The sequence below is a fragment of the Ensifer adhaerens genome (assembly GCF_028993555.1).
In the GTDB taxonomy this organism is placed as follows: domain Bacteria; phylum Pseudomonadota; class Alphaproteobacteria; order Rhizobiales; family Rhizobiaceae; genus Ensifer; species Ensifer adhaerens_I.
The window spans coordinates 2,375,971-2,399,441 of the sequence record NZ_CP118611.1; the positions used below are offsets into that span (position 1 = coordinate 2,375,971).

The following is a 23,471-nucleotide window of genomic DNA, read 5'->3' on the forward strand; positions in this document are numbered from 1 at the left end:
CTCCCTTCGCTGTCTCATGCGCGACGGGCAGGTCGAGCTTGACGCCTCAGGCTCAGCGGAGGCATTGTCCAGGGGCTGTAACCAGAGCTGACTGCAACCGCTGGCCAAGTTGATTTACCGCGACCGGAGAGATCACCGGGACGGCCCACCTGCAGCCTGGATCTATACCGGACAAGCGCCCCGCTCCGCGACGGGCGGCTACCTCGATGCGAACGATATGTCAGCTTTTTGAGGACGACGGCCATGACTGGAACGGCACCCATGGAGAAGTCAACCGGCGGCGATGCGGCCGACACCAACCCTGCAGCGCGCCAGTCGAAAATTGCCGAGTTCCTCGCGTCGCACGGCGGGCCGTTCTACGAACTTCAGGCCCGACTGAAGCTGCTGCATGCGAATGCGCTGCAGTCCGGCAAGCGGGCGCTCATCTTCGTCGCCCTTGCCTGGGGCGGACCGTTTTTCCTCGGACTGCCGCAGAGCCTCTCGCTCGACCATGAGCAGGGCGCCTACCTTGCCGATCCGGGTGCCTGGGCAAAGTTCTTCGTTGCCATCGCCGCCTTCGTGCTCGCCGAGCAACAGGTCGAACGAGGCTTGCGCACCAAGCTCGGACAGTTCGCTCGCGCGCCTCTCATTGCTCCAACGTCGATGCCGGCAGCCGCGCATGCTGTCTCGGTCGCGCTCAAGCGGCGCGACTCGCGGCTCGCGGAGCTCGTTTGTCTGGCGCTGGCCGGCGTCGCTGCCCTGCTTTCCTTCGCGAATTTTCACACCGCCGACATCTCGTTCTGGGCCGTGCAGCATTCGGCCGACGGCAACAGGATTACGGCTGCGGGCTGGTGGTCGATCTGCATCAGCCTACCGCTCTTCGTGTTCCTGTTCCTGCGTGGCGTCTGGCGACATTTCGTCTGGGCGCAATTACTACGCAAGATCGCTGGACTGGAACTTCGCCTTGTCGCCGCCCATCCCGATGGCAAGGGCGGGCTTGGCTTCCTGTCGCAATATCCAAACGCCTATGTCTTCTTCGTCTTCGGCATGAGCGCGGCGATCGCCGCGGCAGTCATGAAGCACCTGCTGCAGGAATCCCTGTCGATGACGACCTTCAGCATGATCATGAGCGGTTGGCTCGCGATCGTGATTGCCTTCTTTGCCTATCCCCTGTCGGCCTTTTCCAAACCGCTGGCGCGCCTGAAGGAGGCGGGGCTGCTGATGCTCGGCGTGCAGGCAACGCGCTTTCACCGGGCGGCCGAACGCAAGGTGCTCGGCCGCAACGTGCTCGCCGACGCGACCCCCGAACCGGACGAAGAGCTGGCGGACCCGAGCAAGCTCTACGATACGACCAACAAGCTCTCGTCGGTGCTGATCAGCCGAGGCGCGGTCGTGCCTGTCGCGGCTGCCGCACTCATTCCCTTTGCGGTCGCCGGCGCAACCAGGCTGCCCTACAAGGAGGTCTTTTCGGTGCTGAAGAAACTCCTGCTGCTTTGACGGGCCGGAGTCGGTCGATCCTCAGCGGCACCCACGTTACCAGCGCCACCGCTCCGCGCGGCCGACGGCGAGACCCGAGGCTTGCAACACGCGTTCCATGGCGCCACCGATAGACAGCACCTCTTCATCGCCATAGCGGCGACCGACGATCTGAAGGCCAACCGGCAGGCCGTTGTCGGCCAGACCAGCAGGCACTGAGAGAGCCGGGCACTGCGGCAACAGGTTGAATGGGCAGGTCATGTCGAGCCCACGAAAACGCCCGTCCGGCGTATCGGCAACGTAGTCGTTGTCGTCCGCGTCGGCCGAGGGGGCCGTGACCGCGCACGTCGGGCAGAGCAGTGCATCGTAGCGGGCAAGGATGAAGGCGAGGTCACGCCACATCGCGGTCCGGAGCAGCTCCACCCGCTTGTAGACTGCAGCATTCATGCCCAGTCCGCGTTCGATGAGTTCGACCACGATCGGGTCCATGCGCGCGCGGTAGCCATCGATCGCCTCGCCGAAGAATGCGGCCATGAACACGCACCAGAGGTCGTACCACTGGTCGTTGACGGCGCGGGACCAGCCGATGTCCACGGGTTCCACCGTGGCTCCGGCCGCACGAAGCTGGTCGACCGCCGCAAGGATCGCAGCCTGCACGGAGGCATCGACGCTGTAGTAGCCAAGATCCAGCGAAAGGGCAAAGCGGCAGCCCGCAAGTGAGCCTGTCTTTGCCCGGTCGGCCGCGAAGGAGAGTGGCACCGAGGCGATATCCGCATCATCCGGGCCGGCAGCCGCGGCCATGAAGGCGACGGCATCGCCGACGGTCCGCGCCAGTGGGCCGAAATGCGATATGTTGTCGAAGACGCTGGGCAGGATCGTCATCGGAATGCGCCCAAGGCTGGGCTTGAAGCCGACGGCGCCCGAAAGTGCTGCGGGAATGCGCACCGACCCGCCCATGTCCGTGCCTTCGGCGAAAGGGACGACGCCGGTGGCGACGGCGACCGCCGAGCCACCGGAGGAACCGCCGGAGGTTCGCTCCGAGTTCCAGGGATTGCGGGTCACGCCCCATCGCGGGCTGGCGGTGAAACTCGAATGGGCGAATTCCGGCGTCGTCGTCTTGCCGATGAGGATCGCGCCGGCAGCCTCCAGCCGCTCGATGCATAGCGCCGTCTCCGCCGGAACCCAATCTTCGCGCGTCCAGGAGCCGAGCGTGGTGAGATCGCCCTTTGTCGGCGTCAAGTCCTTGGCGGCAAAGGGGACGCCGAGAAGAACGGGCGCGTTGCCGCCGGTCGCAACAAGTGCGTCAGCCGCCCGGGCGGATGCAAGCGCTGCCTCCTCGCGAAGCAGCGTGAACGCGTTCAGCGATTGGTTGACGACCTTCGCGCGGCGCAAGGATTCGGCAACGACCGCTTCGGCGGAAAAATGGCGGGCGCGGATGCCGGCCGCGATCTCCGTTGCGGGCAGATCGAGCGGGTGCGTGGGCGCAAGGGCGCGAGAAACCGTCTGCATGACTGCGGACTCCGTGCTAGGTCTTGTCTTCGACAGGTGGGGAATGGATGTGGCAGCAAGATCCGGTGGGGCGAGTGCCTATATCGATGATTGGAATGCCGGGCTCGCAGAGGCCGTAGAAAACCTCGGTGAACCCGGCTTTCCGGAGGCTCTGGAGCGTGCGCTTCGGCAACTCGTCTCCTTCGAGATGATGAACGGCTTTGCCTATTCGCCAGGGGGCAAGGCCTTCGATCTCCACAACGATCGCATCGTCGGCGACCGCATCACCATCGTCGACCACTACCTTGCCGGCGCCTATATCCTCGACCCGTTCTACGATGCCGTCCGCAACGCAAAACTCGACGGCGGCGTCCTGGTGATGCGACGCTTGGCGCCGGACCGCTTCACCGAGACGGAGTACTTTCGCCGCCACTACCAGGCAACCGGCATCGTCGACGAGATCGGCTTCATTCTGAAGCTTCCGGAAGTCGATGCGGTGCTGTCGCTTTCGCGTATCGGCGACGTGCCCGCCTTCTCCCGCCGCGACATCGCCCGGCTGGAAAGTGCGGCGCCAGTCGTCCGGGCACTCGCCGAACGGCACTGGCGCGCACGGTTCGACCCGCCGCGGGAGGAGGACGATGCCGCAGCGACGATCAGCCACCCGTTGCTTTCGAAACGGGAGCTGGAGATCGTCACCCTGATCCTCAAGGGTCACTCGACCTACTCCATCGCCGCGACGCTCGGCCTTTCGCCGAACACGGTCAAGGTCCATCGTCGCCAGGCCTATGCCAAGCTCACCATTTCCAGCCAGGCGGAGCTCTTCCATCTGTTCCTCAGCCGCCGCTGATCATTCGACGAACTCGACTTCCGGCGGTGCCGACTGGAAGAACCGGGTGAGATAGGCGAGATAGCACACCCCAATGGCCAGCCAGATGATGCCCAGAAGCTTGGCGTGGCCATCGAGATTCCACAGCAGGAACAGGTCGCACACTGCGCCGACGGCTGGAACGACAAGTCCCAGCAGCGCGCCGAGCGGCCGCACGATTGCATTGTCCTGCAGATAGAGCGCGATGACCGAGATGTTGACGGCGGTGAAAGCAAGGAACGCGCCGAAGTTGATGAAGGACGTCGAAGTCGTCACGTCGAGTGTGAGCGCGAGCAGGCCGACGATGCCGACGAGCACGAGGTTAAACACCGGCGTGCGCCATTTCTCATGCAGCTTGCCGAATATCCCTGCCGGCAACACGCCGTCGCGGCCCATGGCGAAAAGCAGCCGCCCGACACTCGCCTGTGCCGCAAGGCCCGAGGTGAACTGGGCCACCACCAGCGTGGCGAGAAACAGGGTCACGAAGAGGTCGCCGCCGATCATGAGGGCGATTTCCGTCGCAGCAGAATCGATAGAGGTAAATTCGCCGCCGGGATGGGCGAGTTGCGTGACATAGGCCGAGCCCGTGAAGATGATCCCGCCGATCACCGCGATGATCATGATCGCCTTCGGCATCGTGCGGGTCGGGTCGCGCGTCTCCTCCGTCAGGGTCGAGACGGCATCGAAGCCGAGGAAAGAGTAGGCCGCGATCGCCGCGCCGGCGACCGAAGCGCTGAACGGCACATTCGCTTCGAAGAATGGCCGCACCGACGCAAGCCCACCGACGCCATTGATGGCAACGACATAGCGCGCCGCGAGTGCAACGAAAGCGATCAACACGGTGAGCTGCACGAGCATCAGCACGACGTTCACCCGGTTGGCGAAAGCGATGCCGATGACATTTACCGCCGTTGTCAGAACGATGAAACCGACGATCCAAAGCCAGGCCGGAACAGCCGGGAAGGCAGAGCCCAGATAGGCGGCGCCGATCAGCCAGATCACCATCGGCAGGAAGAAATAGTCGAGCAGCACGGCCCAGCCGACGAGGAAGCCGGCGCCGGAATTCAGCGACTTGCGGGCGTAGGTGTAGGCGGACCCGGCGACCGGATAGACCTTCGCCATGATGCCGTAGCTCACGGCTGTCAGGAAGATCGCGAGCGCCGCGATGAAATAGGCCATCGCCGTCGTGCCCTGGCTCGCCGAAGCCAGCGCCCCGAACGTGCCGAACACGATCATCGGCGTCATATAGGCAAGCCCGAACAGCACCACCGACCACAGGCCAAGGGTTCGATCGAGTTTAATGTTTTGTGTCATGTTCCCCTCCTCCAACGAGCTGACCGGAAGCGTCGGGGAAACCGGGGGCTATGCCAATAACCCTAGGGTGTTATGGCGCGGGAGAGCCCGGGGTGAGCGGAATTCGCCACCATCATCCCTTGGTTCGGCATAGCGCTTCACACCGAAAGCAGGGTTCGCGTCAGCGGATGCCCGGCGTCGGCAAGGCCATCGATGACGTTGAAGTGGTGCCGATCCGGTTCGACGACGGTCGCCGTGGTCGCACCCAGCCCGGTCCAGATATTGGCAAGCAAATCGTTCTGGCGCAGGAACTCCGCGCGCTCGCCGCCACCGACCCAGCAGGTGATGCGGGCATCGCGCATCGGCCGCAGCAGCGCCGGGCTTTGCGAAAGCGCCTCCGCCTCGTCGATCGCGAGCTTCTCGTTCATCCCGGTCGACATGATCGGTCGCAGGTCGTGCACGCCCGAGATCGAGACGACGTTACGGATCCGCGCCTGGACATCCGGCGAGAGCGGCGCGGTCGCCGTGATCATCCGGCTGACGAGATGACCGCCAGCCGAATGGCCGGTCAGCATCAGCGGCCCGTCGACCAGCTTCGCTGCCTCACCGATTGCCGCGGCGACCTCCCCGACGATCCCGGTGATGCGGATCTCCGGGCAGAGCGTGTAGGACGGCATGGCAACGGCATAGCCGCTGGCGACGGCACCCGCGGCAAGATGCGACCAGAAGCTCTTGTCGAGCTGCAGCCAGAAACCACCGTGCACAAAGACGACCAGGCCTTTGGCCGCGCCATCGGGGAAGAAAAGGTCCATGCGATTTCTGGATCGCTCGCCATAGGCAAGGTCGAGCTTCGCCAGACCGGACGCCGAAAGGGCACCACGGAATGCCTCGGCCGGTCCGACCCATGCCTCAGGCCACCGGTCGCCCCGCGCAATGTTCACGCCATTGGCATAGGCGTCGTTCCAATCGGAAACACGGTGTTCCAGCATCGATGCAATCCTCTCTTCGATGTCTCCCCCAAGCATAGAAATCGCCTGCCTCATCGAGAAACGCAATGTGTCATTCAAAAAAACTTTAGGCTTGAAATAATTTTGGACTGGTGCGATGCTGCCCCATGTTCAGCCGAGAAGTGGAGGTCTCGCTGTGCCCATCACCATCACTGGAGCCGCCATAGCGACGGCATGCCCCATCGGCGACGATGGGACCATGCTTGCGCCCGTTCGCACGGTAGGGCTCCGCGCGACTACAAGAACTTTAGCCGGCTTTGAAAATGCCTGGGCAACGGGCAGAAACTGAACAAGGGAACAGCCGCCACATGCTTGGACCGACTTCGCACGTCGATACATTCACACGCGACCATCTGCCGCCAACCGAAGAATGGCCGGAATTCCGTCTCGAAGGTTTCGACTACCCGGACCATCTCAACGCCGCCGTCGAACTGACGGATGCCATGGTGGCCAAGGGTTTTGGCGACCATACCGCGCTGATCGGCAACGGGCGCCGACGAACCTACAAGGAGCTGTCCGACTGGACGAACCGGCTCGCCCACGCACTCGTCGAGAACTATGGCGTGAAGCCTGGCCACCGTTTGCTCATCCGCTCCGCCAACAATCCAGCCATGGTCGCCTGCTGGCTGGCGGCAACCAAGGCCGGCGCCGTAGTCGTCAATACCATGCCGATGCTTCGAGCTGGCGAGTTGGCCAAGATCGTCGACAAGGCGGAGATCAGCCTTGCGCTCTGCGACACGCGCCTGATGGACGAGATGATCGCCTGCGCCAAGGACAGCCGCTACCTGAAGCAGGTCGTGAGCTTCGACGGCACTGCGAACCATGACGCCGAACTCGACCGGATCGCGCTCGACAAGTCGGTGGTCTTCGAGGCGGTAAAGACGGGTCGCGACGACGTGGCACTGCTCGGTTTCACTTCGGGCACGACAGGGGTCCCGAAGGCGACCATGCACTTTCACCGCGACCTGCTCGCGATTGCCGACGGTTATGCGCGCGAAGTGCTTGGCGTTACCCCCGACGACGTCTTCGTCGGCTCGCCGCCGCTCGCCTTCACCTTCGGCCTCGGCGGCCTTGCGATCTTCCCCTTGCGCTTCGGGGCGGCTGCAACGCTGCTTGAGCACGCAACGCCCGCCAACATGGTGGAGATCATCGAGAAGTATAAGGCGACGATCTCGTTTACTGCTCCCACAGCGTACAAGGCGATGATGAAGGCGATGGACAACGGCGCCGACCTTTCGTCGCTCCGCGTCGCGATCTCGGCGGGCGAAACATTGCCTGGTCCCGTCTTCGAGGAATGGACGGCAAAGACCGGCAAGCCGATCCTCGACGGCATTGGCGCGACCGAGATGCTGCACATCTTCATTTCCAACCGCTTCGAGGACCGCAAGGCGGCCTCGACCGGCAAGCCGGTCGGCGGCTACGAGGCCCGGATCGTCGATGACGAGATGCGGGAGGTACCCCGCGGTACGATCGGTAAGCTTGCGGTGCGCGGCCCGACCGGCTGCCGCTACATGGCCGACGCTCGCCAGCGTGATTATGTCCGTGACGGCTGGAACCTGACCGGCGACGCCTTCTACCAGGACGATGACGGCTTCTTCCATTTTGCCGCCCGTTCGGACGACATGATCGTCACCGCCGGCTACAACATCGCCGGCCCCGAGGTCGAGGCCGCCCTGATCGCCCATCCCGAGGTCGCCGAATGCGCCGTCGTCGGCGCACCCGATGCCGACCGCGGCCAGATTGTCGAAGCCTATGTCGTTCTGATATCTGGCGTTTCCGCGGACGACGCGACGATCAAGCGTCTGCAGGATCATGTGAAGGCGACGATCGCGCCCTACAAATATCCGCGATCGGTCAAATTCCTGGACAGCCTGCCCAAGACAGCCACGGGCAAGATCCAGCGGTTCCGATTGCGGTCGGAGAACTGAGATATGAGCAAATCATACGATCCTTCGAAAGAAGGCGCCCAGATGTCGTTCAAGGGACGCATGTCCTACAGCGACTACCTGATGCTGGAAAAGGTGCTGGACGCACAGGAGCCGCTTTCCAAGGCCCATGACGAGATGCTGTTCATCATCCAGCACCAGACGTCGGAGCTCTGGATGAAGCTCGCGCTGCACGAGATCAACGCGGCAGTGCGCTCGATCCGCGACGACCGGCTGGAACCTGCGTTCAAGATGCTGACCCGCGTCGCCCGCATCTTCGAGCAGTTAAACAGCGCCTGGGACGTGCTGCGCACGATGACACCAAGCGAATACACCACGTTCCGCGAATCGCTCGGCCAATCCTCGGGCTTCCAGTCGTGGCAGTACCGCGCGATCGAATTCCTCGCCGGCAACCGCAACGTCGCGATGCTCGGGCCGCATGCGCACCGTCCCGACATCATGGAGAAGCTGGAAGCGATCCTTTCCGCGCCGTCGCTCTACGACGAAGCGATCCGGCTGCTTTCGCGCAATGGCTTCGACGTTGGCGAGGAAGCTGACAAGACCGACTGGCGCGAAACGCGCACGGAAAGTGACAAGGTCTTTGCCGCCTGGCAGACGGTCTACCGCGATCCCGAACGCTACTGGATGCTCTACGAACTCGCCGAGAAGCTGGTCGATTTCGAGGACTACTTCCGTCGATGGCGCTTCAATCACGTCACGACCGTCGAGCGCATCATCGGCATGAAGCGCGGAACCGGGGGAACATCCGGCGCGTCCTATCTGAAGAAGATGCTCGAAGTGGAACTCTTCCCCGAGCTCTGGCACGTGCGCACGGGTCTCTGATAGAACACAACTCATAAGGGAACCTATAAAGAGGAGAACAGCATGAACCGCATTCTGGCAGCGAGCCTTCTTGGCCTCTCGCTCGCGACGTCAAGCCTTGCCCATGCCGAGCCAGTAAAGATCGGCGTCATCACCACGCTCTCGGGCGGCGGCGCCGGTCTCGGCATCGACATGCGCGACGCCTTCACCCTGGCGATCAAGCAGTCGGGCAACAAGGACGTTGAACTGGTGATCGAGGACGACGCCCAGAAGCCGGAACTTGCGGTCCAGATCGCCGAGAAGATGATCCAGGGCGACAAGGTCGACCTGATGACCGGCATCATCTGGTCGAATCTCGCCATGGCCGTCGTGCCAAACACGGTGGCGCAGGACGTGATCTATCTCTCGCCGAACGCCGGTCCCTCCGCACTTGCCGGTGCCAACTGCAATCCGAACTATTTCAACGTCGCCTACCAGAACGACAATTTCCACGAAGCGATGGGGCAATACTCCAACAAGGACTACAAGAACGCCTTCATCCTCGCGCCCAACTATCCGGCCGGCAAGGACGCACTGACCGGCTTCAAGCGCTACTACAAGGGGGCGCTTGCCGGCGAGATCTACACGCAGGTGGGCCAGACCGATTATGCCGCCGAAATCGCCCAGATCCGCGCGTCCGGCGCCGACACGGTCTACTTCTTCCTGCCGGGCGGCATGGGCATCGCCTTCATGAAGCAATATGCCCAGTCGGGCGTGAACATCCCGGTCATGGGCCCGGGCTTCTCCTTCAGCCAGGACGTTCTGCCGGCGATCGGCGATGCCGCCCTTGGCGTCAAGAATTCCGCGACCTGGTCGAAGGACCTCGACAACGAAGCCAACAAGAAGTTCGTCGAAGCCTTCAAGGCCGAGTACAAGCGCCTGCCGTCGATCTATGCGGCACAGAGCTGGGATACGGCAAACCTGATCCTCGCCGCTCTGTCCAAGGCTGATGTCAAGGACAAGGACGCCTTCCGCGCAGCCCTCAAGGCGGCCGACTTCCAGTCGGTGCGCGGCAAGTTCAGCTTCAACAACAACAACCACCCGATCCAGAACATCTACGTTCGCGAGGTTGTGAAGGAAGACGATGGCGTGCTGACCAACAAGATCATCGCCACCGCCTTCGAAGACCACAAGGACGCCTACGCCGACAAGTGCAGCATGTAGTGCCCTGCACCCGTCATCGACCGGATGCCCGGCCTGACGCCGGCATCCGGTCGATGATCCACGTCCTCCCGACATGAAGCTTGGACCGGTCTCTTGTTCACCGCACTCCTGATCGAACAACTGCTCAACGGGCTCCAGCTCGGTGTGATGCTGTTTCTGATGGCCGCCGGCCTGACGCTGATTTTCGGCGTCATGGGCCTGATCAATCTTGCCCACGGCTCGCTCTACATGATCGGCGCCTTCGCCTGTGCCACGGTCGCGGCAGCCACCGGTTCCTTCTGGATCGGGCTGATCGCCAGCCTCACGGCTGCAGCCGGCGTCGGTGCGATCATCGAGGTTGCCGTCATCCGCAGGCTTTACGACCGCGATCATCTCGACCAGGTGCTCGCCACCTTCGCGCTGATCCTGATCCTGTCGGAAGGATCGCGCTGGCTCTTCGGCTCATTCCCGCTCTACCTCGACATACCGCCCGTGCTGCAGGGTGCGGTGCCGCTTCCGGGCGGCGGCCAATATCAGCTTTATCGCCTGGCGATCATCGGTGTCGGCATCGCGGTGGCTGTCGGTCTTTACCTGCTGATCGCAAGAACGCGGCTCGGCATGCGCATCCGCGCCGGCGAATCCGATCGCGAGATGATCGGGGCGCTCGGCGTCGATATCGGCACGCTCTACACGGTCGTCTTTGCGCTCGGCGCGGCACTCGCGGGTCTTGCCGGCGCCCTCGTCGGCGCATTGCAATCGGTCCAGGTCGGCATGGGCGAACCGGTCCTCATCCTCGCCTTTGTCGTCATCGTCATCGGCGGCATCGGTTCGATCAAGGGCGCGCTTGTCGGCGCTGTCATCGTCGGCGTCGTCGACACGATGGGCCGCTTCCTGCTGCCTTCGCTGCTGGCGCTCACCATGCCGGCGTCGCAGGCCACCACGATCGGCGCAGCGCTCGCCTCGATGCTGATCTATGTGGTCATGGCCCTCATTCTCGCCTTCAGGCCGAGCGGCCTGTTTGCGGCACAGTCGTGAGGTCAAGATGAGCCGCGAAACCACCGTCAACCTGCTGCTTGCTCTTCTGCTCCTCGGCGTGCCCCTGGTCGCCGCCGGCATGGGTGAACTCTTTTACGTAACGCTCGCGACCCGCGTCGTCGTGCTCGCGCTCGCCGCCGTCGGCCTCAATCTCGCGCTCGGGCTCGGTGGGCTGCTGTCCTTCGGCCACGCAGCCTTCTTCGGGCTCGGCGGCTATGTCGCCGGCATCCTCGCCACCCACGCCTTCAACGGCGAGCCGCTGTTTGCCGGCGTTCCGGCAACGACGTCGATGCCGCTCATCTGGATAGCGGCCGTGGCCGTCGCCGGCCTCATCGCGCTGCCGATCGGTGCCATCAGCCTGCGCACATCAGGCGTCTATTTCATCATGATCACGCTCGCCTTTGCGCAGATGATCTACTATTTCGCGATTTCCTGGCCCGCCTATGGCGGCGAAGATGGCCTGTCGCTGTCGATGCGCAACGCCTTTCCCGGCGTCAACACCGCCAAGCCACTGCCCTATTTCCTGATCTGCTACATAGCACTCGTGGCCGCACTTCTCCTCTTTCGCGTGGTCGAGGGTTCGCGCTTCGGCAGCGCGCTGCAGGCGGCGAGACAGAACGGCACGCGCCTTGCAGCCGTCGGCATCGCGCCCTTCAACATCCGGCTCGTCGCCTTTGCCGTCTCGGCCATGATCACCGGACTTGCCGGTGCGCTCTATGCCGACCTCAACCGCTTCGTTGGCCCCTCGATGCTCTCCTGGCACATGTCGGGCGAACTGATCGTGCTGATCATCCTCGGCGGCAAGGGGCGGCTGTTCGGACCCGTCGCCGGCGCGATGATCTTCGTCTTCTTCGAATATGTGCTCGGCGGCATCACCGAGCGCTGGCAGTTCTTCCTCGGCCTCATTCTGCTCGGCATCGTGCTGTTTGCCCGCGGCGGATTGCTGGGCCTGCTCTCCGGAAAGCCGCGCCATGTCTGAGCCCGTTCTCGAAATCCGCGATCTGCGCAAATCCTTCGGTGCGCTCAAGGCCACCGATGGGGTCAGCCTCGACCTTCGTTCGGGACAGATCCACGCCCTGATCGGCCCGAATGGCGCCGGCAAGAGCACGCTGATCCATCAGATCGCCGGTTCACTCAAGGCCGACAGCGGCACGATCCGCTTTCTCGGCCAGGATATCGGCATCCTCGACATGGCGGCCCGCGCCCGGCTCGGTCTGGCGCGCAGCTTCCAGATCTCTTCGCTGGCGCAGGAGTTCTCGGCACTTCGCAACGTCATGCTGGCAGTGCAGGCGCGCCAGGGCAGCAGCTTCCGCTTCTTTCGCCAGGTCAGCAACGACAAGGAACTGACCGAGCCGGCAATGGCGATGCTGGAGCGCGTGGACCTCGCCGCCCGCGCCCATGTGCCGGCGGCGGAACTTTCGCACGGTGAGCGTCGGCAACTCGAAATCGCCATCGCGCTGGCGCTGTCACCGAAAGCCTTTCTGTTCGACGAACCGATGGCCGGCATGGGGCCGGAAGGCTCGAAGCGGCTGACGACGTTCCTCGACGGTTTGCGCCACGAAGCGCCGATGCTGCTGGTGGAACACGACATGGATGCGGTCTTTGCACTCGCCGATCGCATATCCGTGCTCGTCTATGGCCGCATTATCGCGTCCGGCACGGTCGATGAAATCCGCAGCGATCCGGACGTGCGCCGCGCCTATCTGGGAGAAGCCGCGTGAGCCTGCTCGAACTCAAGGGCCTCGAAACCTTCTACGGCGCGTCCCAGGCGCTCTTCGGCGTCAATCTCGATGTGCGCGAGGGCGAGGTGGTCGCGCTCATGGGCCGCAACGGCATGGGCAAGACGACGACGATCAACTCGATCCTCGGCCTCGTGCGGCCGCGCGCAGGCGCGATCAGCTTCGCCGGCAAGACCATCTCCGGCCTGCGTCCGCACCGGATTGCAAGGCTCGGCCTCGGTCTCGTTCCTGAAGGACGGCGCTGCTTTCCCAATCTCACCGTCATGGAGAACCTCGTCGCCACGGCTCGCGGCAACGAATGGACCTTCGAGAAAGTGACCGCGCTCTTCCCTCGCCTCGGCGAGCGGCGCGATCAATATGCCAACACGCTTTCGGGCGGGGAGCAGCAGATGCTTGCGATCGGCCGGGCCTTGATGACCAATCCCAGCCTGCTCATTCTCGACGAGGCAACGGAGGGGCTGGCGCCGGTCATTCGCCAGGATATCTGGTCGGCGATCCGCATTCTGAAGGCGGCAGGGCAGTCGATCCTCGTCGTCGACAAGACGCTTTCGGAACTCCTGCCCGTTGCCGACCGCTGCTTCGTCCTGGAAAAGGGTGCGACGGTGTTTGAGGGAGCGCCGCTTGCGCTGACGCCAGAACTCCAGGATCGCTATCTCGGCGTTTGATCGGTCGCTCAGGCTGAGGGAATGCCACCGCCGAGCACAGCGGCATAGGCAGCCGCGTCGATGTTGCCGCCCGAGACCACGCAGACGATGTTTCCCTTGAGATCCGGTCGCGCGATTGCGGCGGCAAGCGAGGCGGCACCAGCGCCTTCGGCAACGATCTTCGCCTTCTTGAAGAGAAGCCGCATCGCTTCGGTCACCTGCCCCGGGCTGATAGCAATCGCCCCATCGATCAGGTCTCGGACCACCGGCCAGATCTGAGGCACCAGCGATGGCGCGCCGATGCTCTTGATAAAGGAGGGGCGGGTTTCGATCGTCACGATTTGGCCAGCGACCAAGGCCGCCGAAACAGGGGCGGCGCTGTCATCTTCGACCGCAAAGACACGGCAACGGTCGGAAATGGATTTGACCGCGCTCGCGACCCCGGTCGTCATGCTGCCGCCGCCATAGGGGGTGAGCACAACATCGGCATCGGGCAGATCCTCGACGATTTCCATGCCGATCGAGCCGTTGCCGGCAAGCACGGCCTGATCGGTCACTGGATTGATCAGCAGTTCGGGCGCATCCGGGCGGTCTGCGTCGGTGATGTAGTCCCACCAGGTCTCGGCGCTGATGAAGCGCACCTCGCCACCAAGCGCGCGCACGCCGTCGATCTTGGTTTGCGGCGCGCCGCGATACATGTAGGCAACCATCGGCACGCCGACGAGGCGCGCGGCCCAGGCCATGCCATAGGCCATGTTGCCGGAACTGGTGACGGCCACACCGTGCCGCAGGGCCGCGGGATCACGCGACAAAACGCCGTTCAGCGCCGGACGGAGCTTGAAGGCGCCGATCGGAGAAAGCGTCTCCAGCTTCAGAAAGATCTGCCGGTCTGGAAACCCAAGGTCCAGCCTCACTAGCGGCGTGCGCGCGAAATGGGGTGCGATGCGGGCGCGAGCCTCGGCGATTTCCAGCGGTGTCGGGCGGTGTGGTACGCTCATCATTGCGAACTCTCCTGCTGAGGCTCGTCCAACGTCAGCCCCGCGAAGCGCAGTTCTGAGCTTCTGAGCGGCCACGGGCGACTGAGCGCCCGCAGCAAGTGCATTTTCGCCTGAGGTCAGATCAGGTCACGGCCGCGCGGACGGCAAAGCGCGCGTCCTGCCAAGCGCCCGTGCGCAGGATCTCTTCGAGGATTTCGACCGCCCGCCAAACGTCGGCATAGCTCACATAAAGCGGCGTGAAGCCGAAGCGCATCGTCGTGGGCGCGCGGAAATCGCCGATGACGCCACGGGCAATGAGAGCCTGCATGATCTCGTAGCTGTTCGGATGGCTGAACGAAACCTGACTTCCGCGTTTCACCCCGTCACGCGGGCTCTCGAGTTCCAGACCGTAAGCACCGCATTTCGCCTCGACGAGCGTGATGAAGAGATCGGTGAGCCGGATGCTCTTTTCGCGCAACTGGTTCATGTCGACCTCGTTCCAGACATCGAGCGCGCCCTTCAGCGCCCGCAGCGACAGGATCGGCTGCGTGCCGCAGAGGAAACGACGGATGCCCTCGCCGGCGGCATAGTGCTTTTCGAAGGCGAAGGGCCGCGCATGGCCCCACCAGCCGGTGAGCGGCTGGCGGAGATCGCCGTGATGACGGGTCGCGGCATAGATGAAGGCGGGCGAGCCCGGGCCACCGTTCAGGTATTTGTAAGTGCAGCCGACGGCGAAATCGACATTCGCGCCGTCGAGATCAACCGGCAGGGCGCCGGCCGTATGGCAGAGGTCCCAGATGACCAGTGCGCCATGCTCATGTGCCTTGCGCGTCAGCGCCGCCATGTCGCGCAGTTCGCCTGACTTGTAGTTCACGTGGTTGACCAGAACCACGGCAACGCTGCCGTCGATCAGGTCCTCGATTGCAGGCGCATCGACCCCTTCGAGGCGCAGCGAGGCGCCCGGACGCGTCGAGACCACACCTTCGGCCATGTAGAGATCCGTCGGGAAGCTCCCGCCTTCGCTGACGATCACCGACCGGTCGGGCCGGAGCGCCATGGCCGCGTGCAGGGCCTTGTAGATGTTGATCGACGTCGTATCACAGACGACGGTCTGGCCGGCAGCCGCACCAATCAGCCGCCCGACTTGGTCGCCGAGCGCCAACGGCATCTCGAACCAGCCGGCTGTGTTCCAGCTGCGGATGAGGTCCTGCCCCCATTCCTCGGTCGCGGCCTTGCGAAGTTCGTCGAAGGCGGCGGTCGAAGCCACCCCGAGCGAGTTGCCGTCGAGATAGATGAGGTCCGGCGGCAGGATGAAACGCTCGCGCATCGGGCTGAGCACATCGGCCACATCCATGGCCTCGATGGCAGCAAAATCAGGAACTGCATTCATGAAGGTGGTCCTCATTTATTCGCGGACGGTTTCGCGGGCGGGTGCCGGCCCGCGGCTTCGCTTGAGGCTCGGAAGAGCCAGCATGGCGAGAACGAAGAGGCCGGTCGCAAGTTTCAGGTCCGGCGGCGGCATGCCGGCGGCCAGGCAGAAGGAGACGAGCTGGTAGTAGACGATCGCGCCGACGAAGGGGGCGGCGAGCTGGCGCAGCACGCTCTGCTTGCCGACGATCGCTTCGCCGATCATCAGCGCCGCAAGGCCGTTGATCAGGATGCCGAGGCCCATGTTGACGTCGGCAAAGCCCTGCGACTGTACCATCAGCGCGCCGCTGCCCGCCGAAAACGCGCCGGCGAGACCAACGCCGCCGATCGTCGCCAGCCAGACATTGATGCCTTGGGCTTCGGCCATATCAGGATTGGCGCCGACGGCACGAACGGCCGTGCCCTTCTCAGTGCGGAAGAAATGATAGAGCAGGATGAACACGACGATCGCGATCAGCCCGGCGACAACGATCTTGCTGGCCGGGAAGCCCGGCTGCAGCCCCGGCGTCCAGTCGAACACCGTCGGCGCACCGAAGACCGAAAGGTTCGAGCGGCCCATGATCCTGAGGTTGATCGAATAGAGCATCGTCATCATCAGGATGCCAGCGAGCAGCGTGTGGATCCGGAATCTCAGATGGATGAACGCCGTGCAGCAGCCGGCAACGAATCCGGCAACAAGCGCAATGGCGATCGCCGCAAGCGGCGACATACCGGCCGCCATCAGCACGCCGCAGACGCAACCGCCGAGCGGGAACGCGCCTTCACTGGTGAGGTCCGGAAAGCTCAGCATGCGGAACGGGATCATGATCCCGAGCACGACGAAGGCGAGGATCAGGCTCTGCGCCAGAGTGACCGGAACGAGCGAGACAAAGCTCGCGATAGTGTTTTGAAGAATATCCATGATCGTCAGCTCGCCAGGAACATGCGGTCGGTTTTGACGGAGAAGTGGCCGATCAGATCAGGCACGGTCGTCTGGGCCTTTTCCTTGCCGTCGATTTCGAGGCGGACGCGCCCGGCATCGAGCATGATGACCTTGTGGCCGAAATCCACCGCGTGCTGCATGTTGTGCGTCACCATCAGCGTCGTCAGCTTCAGGGCTTCGACCGCACGGATCGTCGCCTGCATGACGATATCTGCGGTGCGCGGATCAAGGGCCGCGGTGTGTTCGTCGAGCAGCAGCAGTTCCGGCTCACCGCCGACTGCCATGATCAGCGACAGCGATTGCCGCTGTCCGCCGGACAGAAGCTCCACCCGCGTGTCCAGACGGTTTTCGAGGCCAAGCCCAAGCAGCGACAGCCGTTCCTTATAGGTGGCAAGCCGCGTCGCATTGAGCCCGCGGCGCAGCGTGCGCTTGTTGCTGCGTAGCTCGGCGAGAAGCATGTTTTCGGCGACCGTCATGCTGGCGGCGGTGCCGCGCATCGGGTCCTGGAAGACGCGGGCAAGCCGCATGGCGCGCTTGTGCACTGGCATGGCCGTCACGTCGTCGCCATTGATGACGACCTGGCCGCTATCGAGCACCAGCGCGCCCGAGATGGCGTTGAGCATACTGCTCTTGCCGGCGCCGTTCGAACCGATGACGACGCCGAATTCGCCTGTCGCAAGACGAAGATCGAGGCCGTCGAGCGCGACCTTTTCGTCCGCCTGTCCCTTGTAGAATACCTTGCGGGCCGATCTGATTTCCAGCATTGGCTCTCCCCTTAACACTCATAAAGTGACGGCGCTCCCGACGCCGTCACTTGATCGAGATCGACCGGAGATCAGTCGACGACGCAATCGCACTCGTTCGCGAGCGCAGCCGGCACTTCGATGCCGAAGGCGGCCGTCGCCTTCTTCGAGATCAGCGGCGCATGATCTTCATAGCTCGGGCGCGAAGGCGCGATGGTCTTCGGGTCCGCGCCGTTGAGGATCTGGGCTGCGATCTTGCCGGCATTGACGCCGACCTGTTCGTAGTTGACCGCAAAGCTTGCCGGCACGACACCGTCACGCACCGCACCGTCGTCGGAATTGACGATCGGGATCTGCGCCTGGCGTGCCGCGGCCGAGACGGCGCCGATCGCCGGCTGGAGCAGGTTGGATGCGGGCGTGTAGATCACGTCGGCCTTGCCGGCGAACGAGGCGATACGCTGCTGGATGTCGTTGACGTTGTCGACACCGACGGCGACGACCTCGAAGCCCGCAGCAGGTGCCGCTTCCTTGATCTTGTCGAGCAGCGCCGTGTCGTTCGCCTCGCCCGGGTTATAGGGTACGCCGAAGCGCTTGGCTTCCGGCAAAAGCTTGCGCGTAAAGGCCATCACGGCCGCCACGTCTTGAAGGTCGGTCGCGCCGGTCATGCCCTCGTCACCGGCCTCCCAGGACGGCACCAGCTTGGCGGCAACCGGATCGGTGACGGCGGAAAAGACGACCGGAATGCCGGAGCCGGCAAGTGCCTTCTTGGCGATCTGCGAAACAGGGGTGGTGATCGTGTAGATCAGCTTCGGCTGTTCGGCCTGCAACTTGGCAATCATCTGCGGAACGAGCGAGGCGTCGAAATTGGTGTGGCTCTCGGTGTAGACGACGTCGGTCCCCTCGACGAAGCCGTTTTCGGCCAGCGCCTTCTTGAAGCCGGCGATCGACGCGCTCAATTGCGGATGCTCGCCGAAATTGGCGATGCCGATGCGGATCGGATCAGCGGCAGCCGTTCCCAGTCCCCATGCCATTGCGCCGGCGACAACCAATCCCGAAAGCCAAGTGCTTTTGCTCATACATCCCTCCCAGAATTTGACGAGCGTTACCGCCCTCCTCGGCGGCGTGCGCGGATCATGCGGCCGGTTGGTCGTGTTGTCAAACAAATATATATATTTTCAACTTCAACGCAGAACTATATATATTTGTGTCGATCCGATGCGGGCGCTAAGGGAACGGGATGCAAGACCACGAACAGTCGACCAAAACGGAATCGGCCTACCGGTTGCTGCGACGCGACATTCTGGCGACGCGGCTGAAGCCCGGTGCGCCGATGAAGCTGAGCGTGCTGCGCGAGAGCTATGGGATCGGCTGGACGCCGCTGCGCGAAGCGCTGTCGCGGCTGGAGGCAGAGGGCCTCGTCACGGCAATCAGCAATCGCGGCTTTGCCGTCGCTCCGGTTTCACGCGAGGAACTGGATGATCTCACCCGCGCGCGCCTCGCGGTGGAAATACCGCTGCTGGTCGAGTCGATCGAGCACGGCGACAGCACATGGGAGTCCGCCGTTGTAACCGCACATTACCGGCTGTCCCGCTGCAAGGTTTCCGTCGAGCGCTTCTCCGAGAGCGAGGTCGACGAGTGGGATGAGAAACACGCGGCTTTCCATACCGCGCTGATCAGCGCGGCGAGATCGAACTGGCTCGCGCGCTTCCAGGCGACAATCTCAGACCAGCTCCGCCGCCACCATCGTTTCTTGAGCCTGGCCCCGACGATGAGGGCGGCCGCCGGCATGAGCGAGGGGTATGAGGAAGCCGTCGCGGCCTTGCAGGACGCCATGGCGATCGAGCATCACACCGAGCTCATGGAGGCGGCACTCGACCGCGATATCGAGCGCGCCAGGGTGCTGATGGCCGACCACATCGGCTTTACCGTCAATGTCTATGTTCAATCCGAGGACAGCGGTCGCGCTACGCCTTCCGCCCGTCAGACTGCGCCCGGGCTTGCGTCCAAATGACGACCCGTGACAGCCTGTCCAAGAACCGCAAAGGCCTTTAAAAGCAAAGTGGGAAGAGCCTGCCGATTTGCGGCGCAGGGTTAGAGGCGGACGGTGGGAATGATGGGTGAAGACAAGTTCGATACTTCGCCGGAATGGGTGGATGGCGAAACCAAGGCCCTCGAAGCTCCGGGCGATCACCGCGCCGAGCTCAGGCTCTGGCTGCGCCTGCTGACCTGTTCGACACTGGTCGAGAGCGAGATCCGTCGCCGGCTTCGGGAAGAATTCGATTCGACCTTGCCGCGCTTCGACCTGATGGCCCAACTCGAGCGCGCGCCCGACGGCATGGTGCTCGGCGAAGTCTCGAAACGCATGATGGTTTCGCCCGGCAACATCACGGTGCTGGTCGAGCGTTTGACCGAAAGCGGCCACATCAGCCGTACGACGCTCCCCACGGATCGCCGCGTGCAGATCATCGCGCTCACCCCGTTCGGTCGCTCCGAATTCGAGAAGATGGCAGCAACGCATGCCGATTGGATCTCCGACCTGTTCGCGGGTGTTTCACCGCAGGACGGTGGCGTGCTGATGGATGAGCTTGCCAAGCTCAAGCGATCGATTATCGCCTCACTGGCCCGCAACTCCTGAGGCGCAACCCCGTTTCCCTTTTGCCAGAACCTTGAAACGGCGTGGCGTCCACGCGCCGTCGCTTAAGCACGCCAATAGGCATCGCGTTCGCCAAAAACAATTTTAAGCTTGAAATTTCTCCCGAACGAGTCCACCTTGTTCCGAGCAGTCCGGGATGACGGCCAACGGCATCTCGACGGCGACACACGCAGCCGGAACTCGGGAGGAGAACGACATGCGGATCGTCTGTATCGGTGGCGGGCCAGCCGGGCTCTATTTCGCGCTGCTGATGAAGCGCCAGCACCCGGAACATCACGTAACCGTGGTCGAGCGGAACCGCGCCTTCGACACCTTCGGCTGGGGCGTCGTGTTCTCGGATCAGACCATGCAGTCGATGCGGCAATGGGACCCGGAAACCGCCGAGGCGATCGAGATCTCGTTCAATCACTGGGACGATATCGAACTGGTCTTCAAGGGTCGCAAGATCAGGACGACCGGCCACGGCTTCGTCGGCATCGGCCGCAAGAAGATGCTCAACATCCTCCAGGAGCGCTGCATCGAACTCGGCGTCGAACTGGTGTTCGAGCAGGATGTCGACAGCGACGAGCAATTCGCCGATGCGGATCTGATCATCGCCTCCGATGGCGTCAACTCCAGGATCCGCAACAAGTACGCCGACGTCTTCCGGCCCGACATGGTCATCAGGCCGAACCGCTATGTCTGGCTCGGTACGAACAAACAATTCGACGCCTTCACCTTCGACTTCCAGCGCACCGAGCACGGCTGGTTCCAGGCTCACATCTACCGCTTCGACGAAAACACCTCGACCTTCATCGTCGAGACCACCGATGACGTCTTCCGGGCTCACGGCCTCGACCAGATGGACCAGGAGCAGTCGATCGCCTTCTGCGAGAAGCTTTTCGCCGGGACGCTCGACGGCCACAGACTGATGACCAACGCACGGCACCTGCGTGGCTCCGCCTGGCTGAATTTCGGCCGGCTGATCTGCGAGAAGTGGAGCCACTTCAACGGCCGCAGCCACGTCGTATTGATGGGCGACAGTGCCCATACAGCCCATTTCGCGATCGGCTCGGGCACCAAGCTCGCGATCGACGATGCCATCGAGCTTACCCGCCAGTTCGATATTCTCGGCCACGACAGGGCAAACATCCCCGCCGTACTCGCGGCCTATGAAGAGGTGCGTCGCGTCGACGTTGCTCGCATCCAGAACGCGGCGCGCAACGCCATGGAATGGTTCGAAGTGGTCGGCACGCGCTATGCCGATACGTTGGAGCCCGAGCAGTTCATGTATTCGATGCTGACCCGCTCGCAGCGCATCAGTCATGAGAACCTCCGCCTGCGCGACAAGGACTGGCTCGAAGGCTTCGAGCGCTGGTTCGCCGAGCGCGCCGGTGTGGCGCCTGCGGCGAACGGTGCGGTCCCGCCGCCGATGTTCACGCCGTTCAAGCTGCGCGGCCTGACGCTGAAGAACCGCATCGTGGTTTCGCCGATGGCGATGTATTCGGCGACCGATGGCGTGCCGAATGATTTCCACCTTGTGCATCTCGGCGCGCGCGCCATGGGCGGGGCCGCTCTCGTCTTCCCGGAGATGACGTGCGTATCGGCCGACGCCCGCATCACGCCCGGCTGCCTCGGGCTCTGGAACGACGAGCAGACACAGGCTTTCAAGCGTATTGTCGACTTCGTGCACCAGCAGACACCCGCCAAGATCGGCATCCAGCTCGGCCACGCCGGCCGCAAGGGCGCGACCAAGCTCGCCTGGGAAGGAATCGACCAGCCCTTGAGCGAAGGCGGCTGGCCGCTGATTTCGGCGTCCGCCCTGCCCTATCTCAAGCATTCGGACACGCCGCGCGAAATGACCCGTGCCGACATGGACCGCGTCCTTGCCGACTTCGTTCAGGCCACCGAACGCGCTCGTGATCTCGGCTTCGACATTCTGGAACTGCACGTCGCGCACGGCTACCTGCTGTCGAGCTTCCTGTCGCCGCTCACCAATCTTCGCACGGACGAATATGGCGGCGACCATGCCGATCGCGCCCGCTTCCCGCTCGAGGTGTTCCATGCAGTCCGCAAGGTCTGGCCCGAGGACAGGCCGATGTCGGTGCGACTTTCGACCCATGACTGGCACGAGGGCGGCAACACGCCAGAGGACGCTGCGATCTTCGCACGGCTGTTCAAGGAAGCCGGCGCCGACATGATCGACTGCTCCTCCGGCCAGGTGGTGAAGGAGGAAAGGCCCGTCTACGGCCGGCTGTTCCAGACGCCGTTTTCCGACAAGATCCGCAACGAGATCCAGGTGCCGACCATCGCAGTCGGGGCGATCTCCGAAGCCGATCACGCCAACTCCATCATCGCCGCCGGTCGTGCCGACCTTTGCGCGATTGCCCGCCCGCATCTGGCCGACCCCTCCTTCGTCATGCATGAGGCGGCAAAGATCGGCTATGACGAACAGCCCTGGCCGAAGCAGTACCACTCCGCCCGCGCGCAATATGTGAACAATCTGGCGCGCGCCGCAACGACGGCAGGCAAGCCATGAGCAGAAGACACGCCCTCGTCACAGGTGCCGGCAGCGGCATCGGCAAGGCGATCGCGCTGGCGCTTGCCGCCGACGGCCATGTCGTCAGCCTCGCCGGGCGCCGCGCAGCACCGCTCGAAGCCGTGCGAGGGGAAATCGTCGCGTCTGGGGGCGAGGCACACGTTTGCGCCGGGTTTGACGTGACCGATCCGGAAGCGGTCGATCAAGGCATCGCGGCTGCGATTGCGAAGAGCGGAGACATCGCCGTTCTCGTCAACTGTGCCGGCGAAGCGCCGTCGGCGCCGTTCGAGAAGACCGACTTCGCGCTTTGGCAGCGTGTGCTCTCCATCAATCTGACGGGCGTCTATCTTGTCACGCAAGCAGCCCTTGCCTCGGTGCGCCGCGCCGGTAACGGCCGAATCGTCAATGTCGCAAGCACCGCGGGCCTTACCGGCTACGCCTACGTTTCCGCCTATTGCGCATCGAAGCACGGGGTCGTCGGCCTGACGCGGGCGCTGGCGCTCGAGTTGGCGCGAACCGACGTGACCGTCAATGCCGTCTGCCCGGGCTTCACCGACACACCGCTGATCGATGGCGCGCTTGATACGATCAGCGAAAAGACCGGCCGCTCGCGCGAGGAAGCGCGCGCCAGCCTCGCGCGCTCCAATCCGCAAGGGCGCCTGGTGACACCAGAAGAGGTCGCTCACACCGTCTCCTGGCTGGTGTCGGAACGAGCGACCGCAATCACCGGACAAGCGGTCGCCGTTGCCGGCGGCGAAGTTCTCGGAGGATAGAG

Annotated in this window: 21 protein-coding genes; 13 read left to right on the forward strand and 8 right to left on the reverse strand. The window is 63.6% G+C overall.

Going from position 1 to position 23,471, the window contains the following annotated elements:
- Positions 1-261 precede the first annotated feature (261 nt).
- The gene (locus PWG15_RS30895) at positions 262-1,476 is read left to right on the forward strand and encodes a hypothetical protein (protein WP_275025385.1); all 1,215 of its coding nucleotides are present in this window, start codon (positions 262-264) and stop codon (positions 1,474-1,476) included.
- A 36-nt stretch (positions 1,477-1,512) separates the two neighbouring features.
- On the opposite strand, the gene PWG15_RS30900 is transcribed toward PWG15_RS30895, so the two are convergent.
- Positions 1,513-2,964, reverse strand: coding sequence for an amidase (locus tag PWG15_RS30900; RefSeq protein ID WP_275025386.1), 1,452 nt, complete (start codon positions 2,962-2,964; stop codon positions 1,513-1,515).
- On the opposite strand from PWG15_RS30900, the gene PWG15_RS30905 reads away from it, so the two are divergent.
- Positions 2,963-3,790 carry a helix-turn-helix transcriptional regulator gene (locus PWG15_RS30905; RefSeq protein WP_275025387.1) on the forward strand — a complete coding sequence of 276 codons (828 nt, stop codon included), beginning with the start codon at positions 2,963-2,965 and terminating at the stop codon, positions 3,788-3,790. The two genes, PWG15_RS30900 and PWG15_RS30905, sit on opposite strands and share 2 nt — an antisense overlap.
- Here the strand turns inward: PWG15_RS30905 and PWG15_RS30910 are convergent, their stop codons facing one another.
- A complete protein-coding gene (locus PWG15_RS30910) occupies positions 3,791-5,122 on the reverse strand; it encodes an APC family permease (protein WP_275025388.1) in 1,332 nt (443 codons plus the stop codon).
- Between the two features lie 137 nt (positions 5,123-5,259).
- The gene (locus PWG15_RS30915) at positions 5,260-6,090 is read right to left on the reverse strand and encodes a hormone-sensitive lipase (RefSeq protein ID WP_275025389.1); all 831 of its coding nucleotides are present in this window, start codon (positions 6,088-6,090) and stop codon (positions 5,260-5,262) included.
- Positions 6,091-6,416: 326 nt separating this feature from the next.
- Here PWG15_RS30915 and PWG15_RS30920 point away from each other — a divergent pair, with 326 nt between their 5' ends.
- The 7 genes from PWG15_RS30920 to PWG15_RS30950 all read left to right on the forward strand — a co-directional run bounded on the left by PWG15_RS30920 (position 6,417) and on the right by PWG15_RS30950 (position 13,476).
- Positions 6,417-8,036 (forward strand): benzoate-CoA ligase family protein, encoded by a 1,620-nt coding sequence (locus tag PWG15_RS30920; RefSeq protein ID WP_275025390.1) that lies wholly within the window; start codon positions 6,417-6,419, stop codon positions 8,034-8,036.
- Between the two features lie 3 nt (positions 8,037-8,039).
- Positions 8,040-8,876 (forward strand): tryptophan 2,3-dioxygenase, encoded by an 837-nt coding sequence (gene kynA, locus PWG15_RS30925; RefSeq protein WP_275025391.1) that lies wholly within the window; start codon positions 8,040-8,042, stop codon positions 8,874-8,876.
- 42 nt (positions 8,877-8,918) lie between these two features.
- Entirely contained in the window at positions 8,919-10,058 is a 1,140-nt protein-coding gene (locus PWG15_RS30930) for an ABC transporter substrate-binding protein (RefSeq protein ID WP_275025392.1), read from the forward strand.
- Between the two features lie 93 nt (positions 10,059-10,151).
- Entirely contained in the window at positions 10,152-11,072 is a 921-nt protein-coding gene (locus tag PWG15_RS30935; protein ID WP_275025393.1) for a branched-chain amino acid ABC transporter permease, read from the forward strand.
- A 7-nt stretch (positions 11,073-11,079) separates the two neighbouring features.
- The gene (locus tag PWG15_RS30940; RefSeq protein ID WP_275025394.1) at positions 11,080-12,051 is read left to right on the forward strand and encodes a branched-chain amino acid ABC transporter permease; all 972 of its coding nucleotides are present in this window, start codon (positions 11,080-11,082) and stop codon (positions 12,049-12,051) included.
- Complete coding sequence (locus tag PWG15_RS30945; protein ID WP_275025396.1) at positions 12,044-12,793, forward strand: ABC transporter ATP-binding protein; 750 nt, start codon at positions 12,044-12,046, stop codon at positions 12,791-12,793. The genes PWG15_RS30940 and PWG15_RS30945 overlap by 8 nt, the downstream gene beginning before the upstream one ends.
- Positions 12,790-13,476, forward strand: coding sequence for an ABC transporter ATP-binding protein (locus tag PWG15_RS30950; RefSeq protein ID WP_275025397.1), 687 nt, complete (start codon positions 12,790-12,792; stop codon positions 13,474-13,476). The genes PWG15_RS30945 and PWG15_RS30950 overlap by 4 nt, the downstream gene beginning before the upstream one ends.
- 8 nt (positions 13,477-13,484) lie before the next feature.
- Here the strand turns inward: PWG15_RS30950 and PWG15_RS30955 are convergent, their stop codons facing one another.
- The 5 genes from PWG15_RS30955 to PWG15_RS30975 form a co-directional block, all read right to left on the reverse strand.
- Positions 13,485-14,456, reverse strand: coding sequence for a threonine ammonia-lyase (locus PWG15_RS30955; protein WP_275025399.1), 972 nt, complete (start codon positions 14,454-14,456; stop codon positions 13,485-13,487).
- 118 nt (positions 14,457-14,574) lie between these two features.
- Positions 14,575-15,822: a kynureninase gene (gene kynU, locus PWG15_RS30960; protein ID WP_275025400.1), complete on the reverse strand. Its 1,248-nt coding sequence runs from the start codon at positions 15,820-15,822 to the stop codon at positions 14,575-14,577.
- Positions 15,823-15,837: 15 nt separating this feature from the next.
- A complete protein-coding gene (locus PWG15_RS30965) occupies positions 15,838-16,761 on the reverse strand; it encodes an ABC transporter permease (protein WP_275025401.1) in 924 nt (307 codons plus the stop codon).
- A 5-nt stretch (positions 16,762-16,766) separates the two neighbouring features.
- Positions 16,767-17,546 (reverse strand): ABC transporter ATP-binding protein, encoded by a 780-nt coding sequence (locus tag PWG15_RS30970; protein ID WP_275025403.1) that lies wholly within the window; start codon positions 17,544-17,546, stop codon positions 16,767-16,769.
- 71 nt (positions 17,547-17,617) lie between these two features.
- Positions 17,618-18,601 (reverse strand): ABC transporter substrate-binding protein, encoded by a 984-nt coding sequence (locus PWG15_RS30975; protein WP_275025404.1) that lies wholly within the window; start codon positions 18,599-18,601, stop codon positions 17,618-17,620.
- Positions 18,602-18,762: 161 nt separating this feature from the next.
- Here PWG15_RS30975 and PWG15_RS30980 point away from each other — a divergent pair, with 161 nt between their 5' ends.
- From PWG15_RS30980 to PWG15_RS30995, 4 genes are all read left to right on the forward strand, one after another.
- Positions 18,763-19,536: a GntR family transcriptional regulator gene (locus tag PWG15_RS30980; protein ID WP_275025405.1), complete on the forward strand. Its 774-nt coding sequence runs from the start codon at positions 18,763-18,765 to the stop codon at positions 19,534-19,536.
- Between the two features lie 99 nt (positions 19,537-19,635).
- A complete protein-coding gene (locus PWG15_RS30985; protein ID WP_275025407.1) occupies positions 19,636-20,160 on the forward strand; it encodes a MarR family winged helix-turn-helix transcriptional regulator in 525 nt (174 codons plus the stop codon).
- Between the two features lie 214 nt (positions 20,161-20,374).
- Positions 20,375-22,696 carry a bifunctional salicylyl-CoA 5-hydroxylase/oxidoreductase gene (locus PWG15_RS30990; protein ID WP_275025409.1) on the forward strand — a complete coding sequence of 774 codons (2,322 nt, stop codon included), beginning with the start codon at positions 20,375-20,377 and terminating at the stop codon, positions 22,694-22,696.
- On the forward strand, positions 22,693-23,469 hold the full coding sequence (locus PWG15_RS30995) for an SDR family NAD(P)-dependent oxidoreductase (RefSeq protein ID WP_275025411.1): 777 nt from the start codon (positions 22,693-22,695) through the stop codon (positions 23,467-23,469). Before PWG15_RS30990 ends, PWG15_RS30995 begins: the two co-directional genes overlap by 4 nt.
- Positions 23,470-23,471: the final 2 nt, after the last annotated feature.

What these genes read in the sequence shown, in the direction of transcription:
- PWG15_RS30900 (WP_275025386.1), bottom strand. Translation starts at nt 2,964, where the DNA reads ATGCAGACGGTTTCTCGCGCCCTTGCGCCCACGCACCCGCTCGATCTG.
- kynU (WP_275025400.1), bottom strand. Translation starts at nt 15,822, where the DNA reads ATGAATGCAGTTCCTGATTTTGCTGCCATCGAGGCCATGGATGTGGCC.
- PWG15_RS30955 (WP_275025399.1), bottom strand. Translation starts at nt 14,456, where the DNA reads ATGATGAGCGTACCACACCGCCCGACACCGCTGGAAATCGCCGAGGCT.
- PWG15_RS30975 (WP_275025404.1), bottom strand. Translation starts at nt 18,601, where the DNA reads ATGAGCAAAAGCACTTGGCTTTCGGGATTGGTTGTCGCCGGCGCAATG.
- PWG15_RS30990 (WP_275025409.1), top strand. Translation starts at nt 20,375, where the DNA reads ATGCGGATCGTCTGTATCGGTGGCGGGCCAGCCGGGCTCTATTTCGCG.
- PWG15_RS30930 (WP_275025392.1), top strand. Translation starts at nt 8,919, where the DNA reads ATGAACCGCATTCTGGCAGCGAGCCTTCTTGGCCTCTCGCTCGCGACG.
- PWG15_RS30915 (WP_275025389.1), bottom strand. Translation starts at nt 6,090, where the DNA reads ATGCTGGAACACCGTGTTTCCGATTGGAACGACGCCTATGCCAATGGC.
- PWG15_RS30905 (WP_275025387.1), top strand. Translation starts at nt 2,963, where the DNA reads ATGACTGCGGACTCCGTGCTAGGTCTTGTCTTCGACAGGTGGGGAATG.
- PWG15_RS30895 (WP_275025385.1), top strand. Translation starts at nt 262, where the DNA reads ATGGAGAAGTCAACCGGCGGCGATGCGGCCGACACCAACCCTGCAGCG.
- kynA (WP_275025391.1), top strand. Translation starts at nt 8,040, where the DNA reads ATGAGCAAATCATACGATCCTTCGAAAGAAGGCGCCCAGATGTCGTTC.
- PWG15_RS30940 (WP_275025394.1), top strand. Translation starts at nt 11,080, where the DNA reads ATGAGCCGCGAAACCACCGTCAACCTGCTGCTTGCTCTTCTGCTCCTC.
- PWG15_RS30980 (WP_275025405.1), top strand. Translation starts at nt 18,763, where the DNA reads ATGCAAGACCACGAACAGTCGACCAAAACGGAATCGGCCTACCGGTTG.
- PWG15_RS30910 (WP_275025388.1), bottom strand. Translation starts at nt 5,122, where the DNA reads ATGACACAAAACATTAAACTCGATCGAACCCTTGGCCTGTGGTCGGTG.
- PWG15_RS30985 (WP_275025407.1), top strand. Translation starts at nt 19,636, where the DNA reads ATGATGGGTGAAGACAAGTTCGATACTTCGCCGGAATGGGTGGATGGC.
- PWG15_RS30970 (WP_275025403.1), bottom strand. Translation starts at nt 17,546, where the DNA reads ATGCTGGAAATCAGATCGGCCCGCAAGGTATTCTACAAGGGACAGGCG.
- PWG15_RS30945 (WP_275025396.1), top strand. Translation starts at nt 12,044, where the DNA reads ATGTCTGAGCCCGTTCTCGAAATCCGCGATCTGCGCAAATCCTTCGGT.
- PWG15_RS30995 (WP_275025411.1), top strand. Translation starts at nt 22,693, where the DNA reads ATGAGCAGAAGACACGCCCTCGTCACAGGTGCCGGCAGCGGCATCGGC.
- PWG15_RS30920 (WP_275025390.1), top strand. Translation starts at nt 6,417, where the DNA reads ATGCTTGGACCGACTTCGCACGTCGATACATTCACACGCGACCATCTG.
- PWG15_RS30965 (WP_275025401.1), bottom strand. Translation starts at nt 16,761, where the DNA reads ATGGATATTCTTCAAAACACTATCGCGAGCTTTGTCTCGCTCGTTCCG.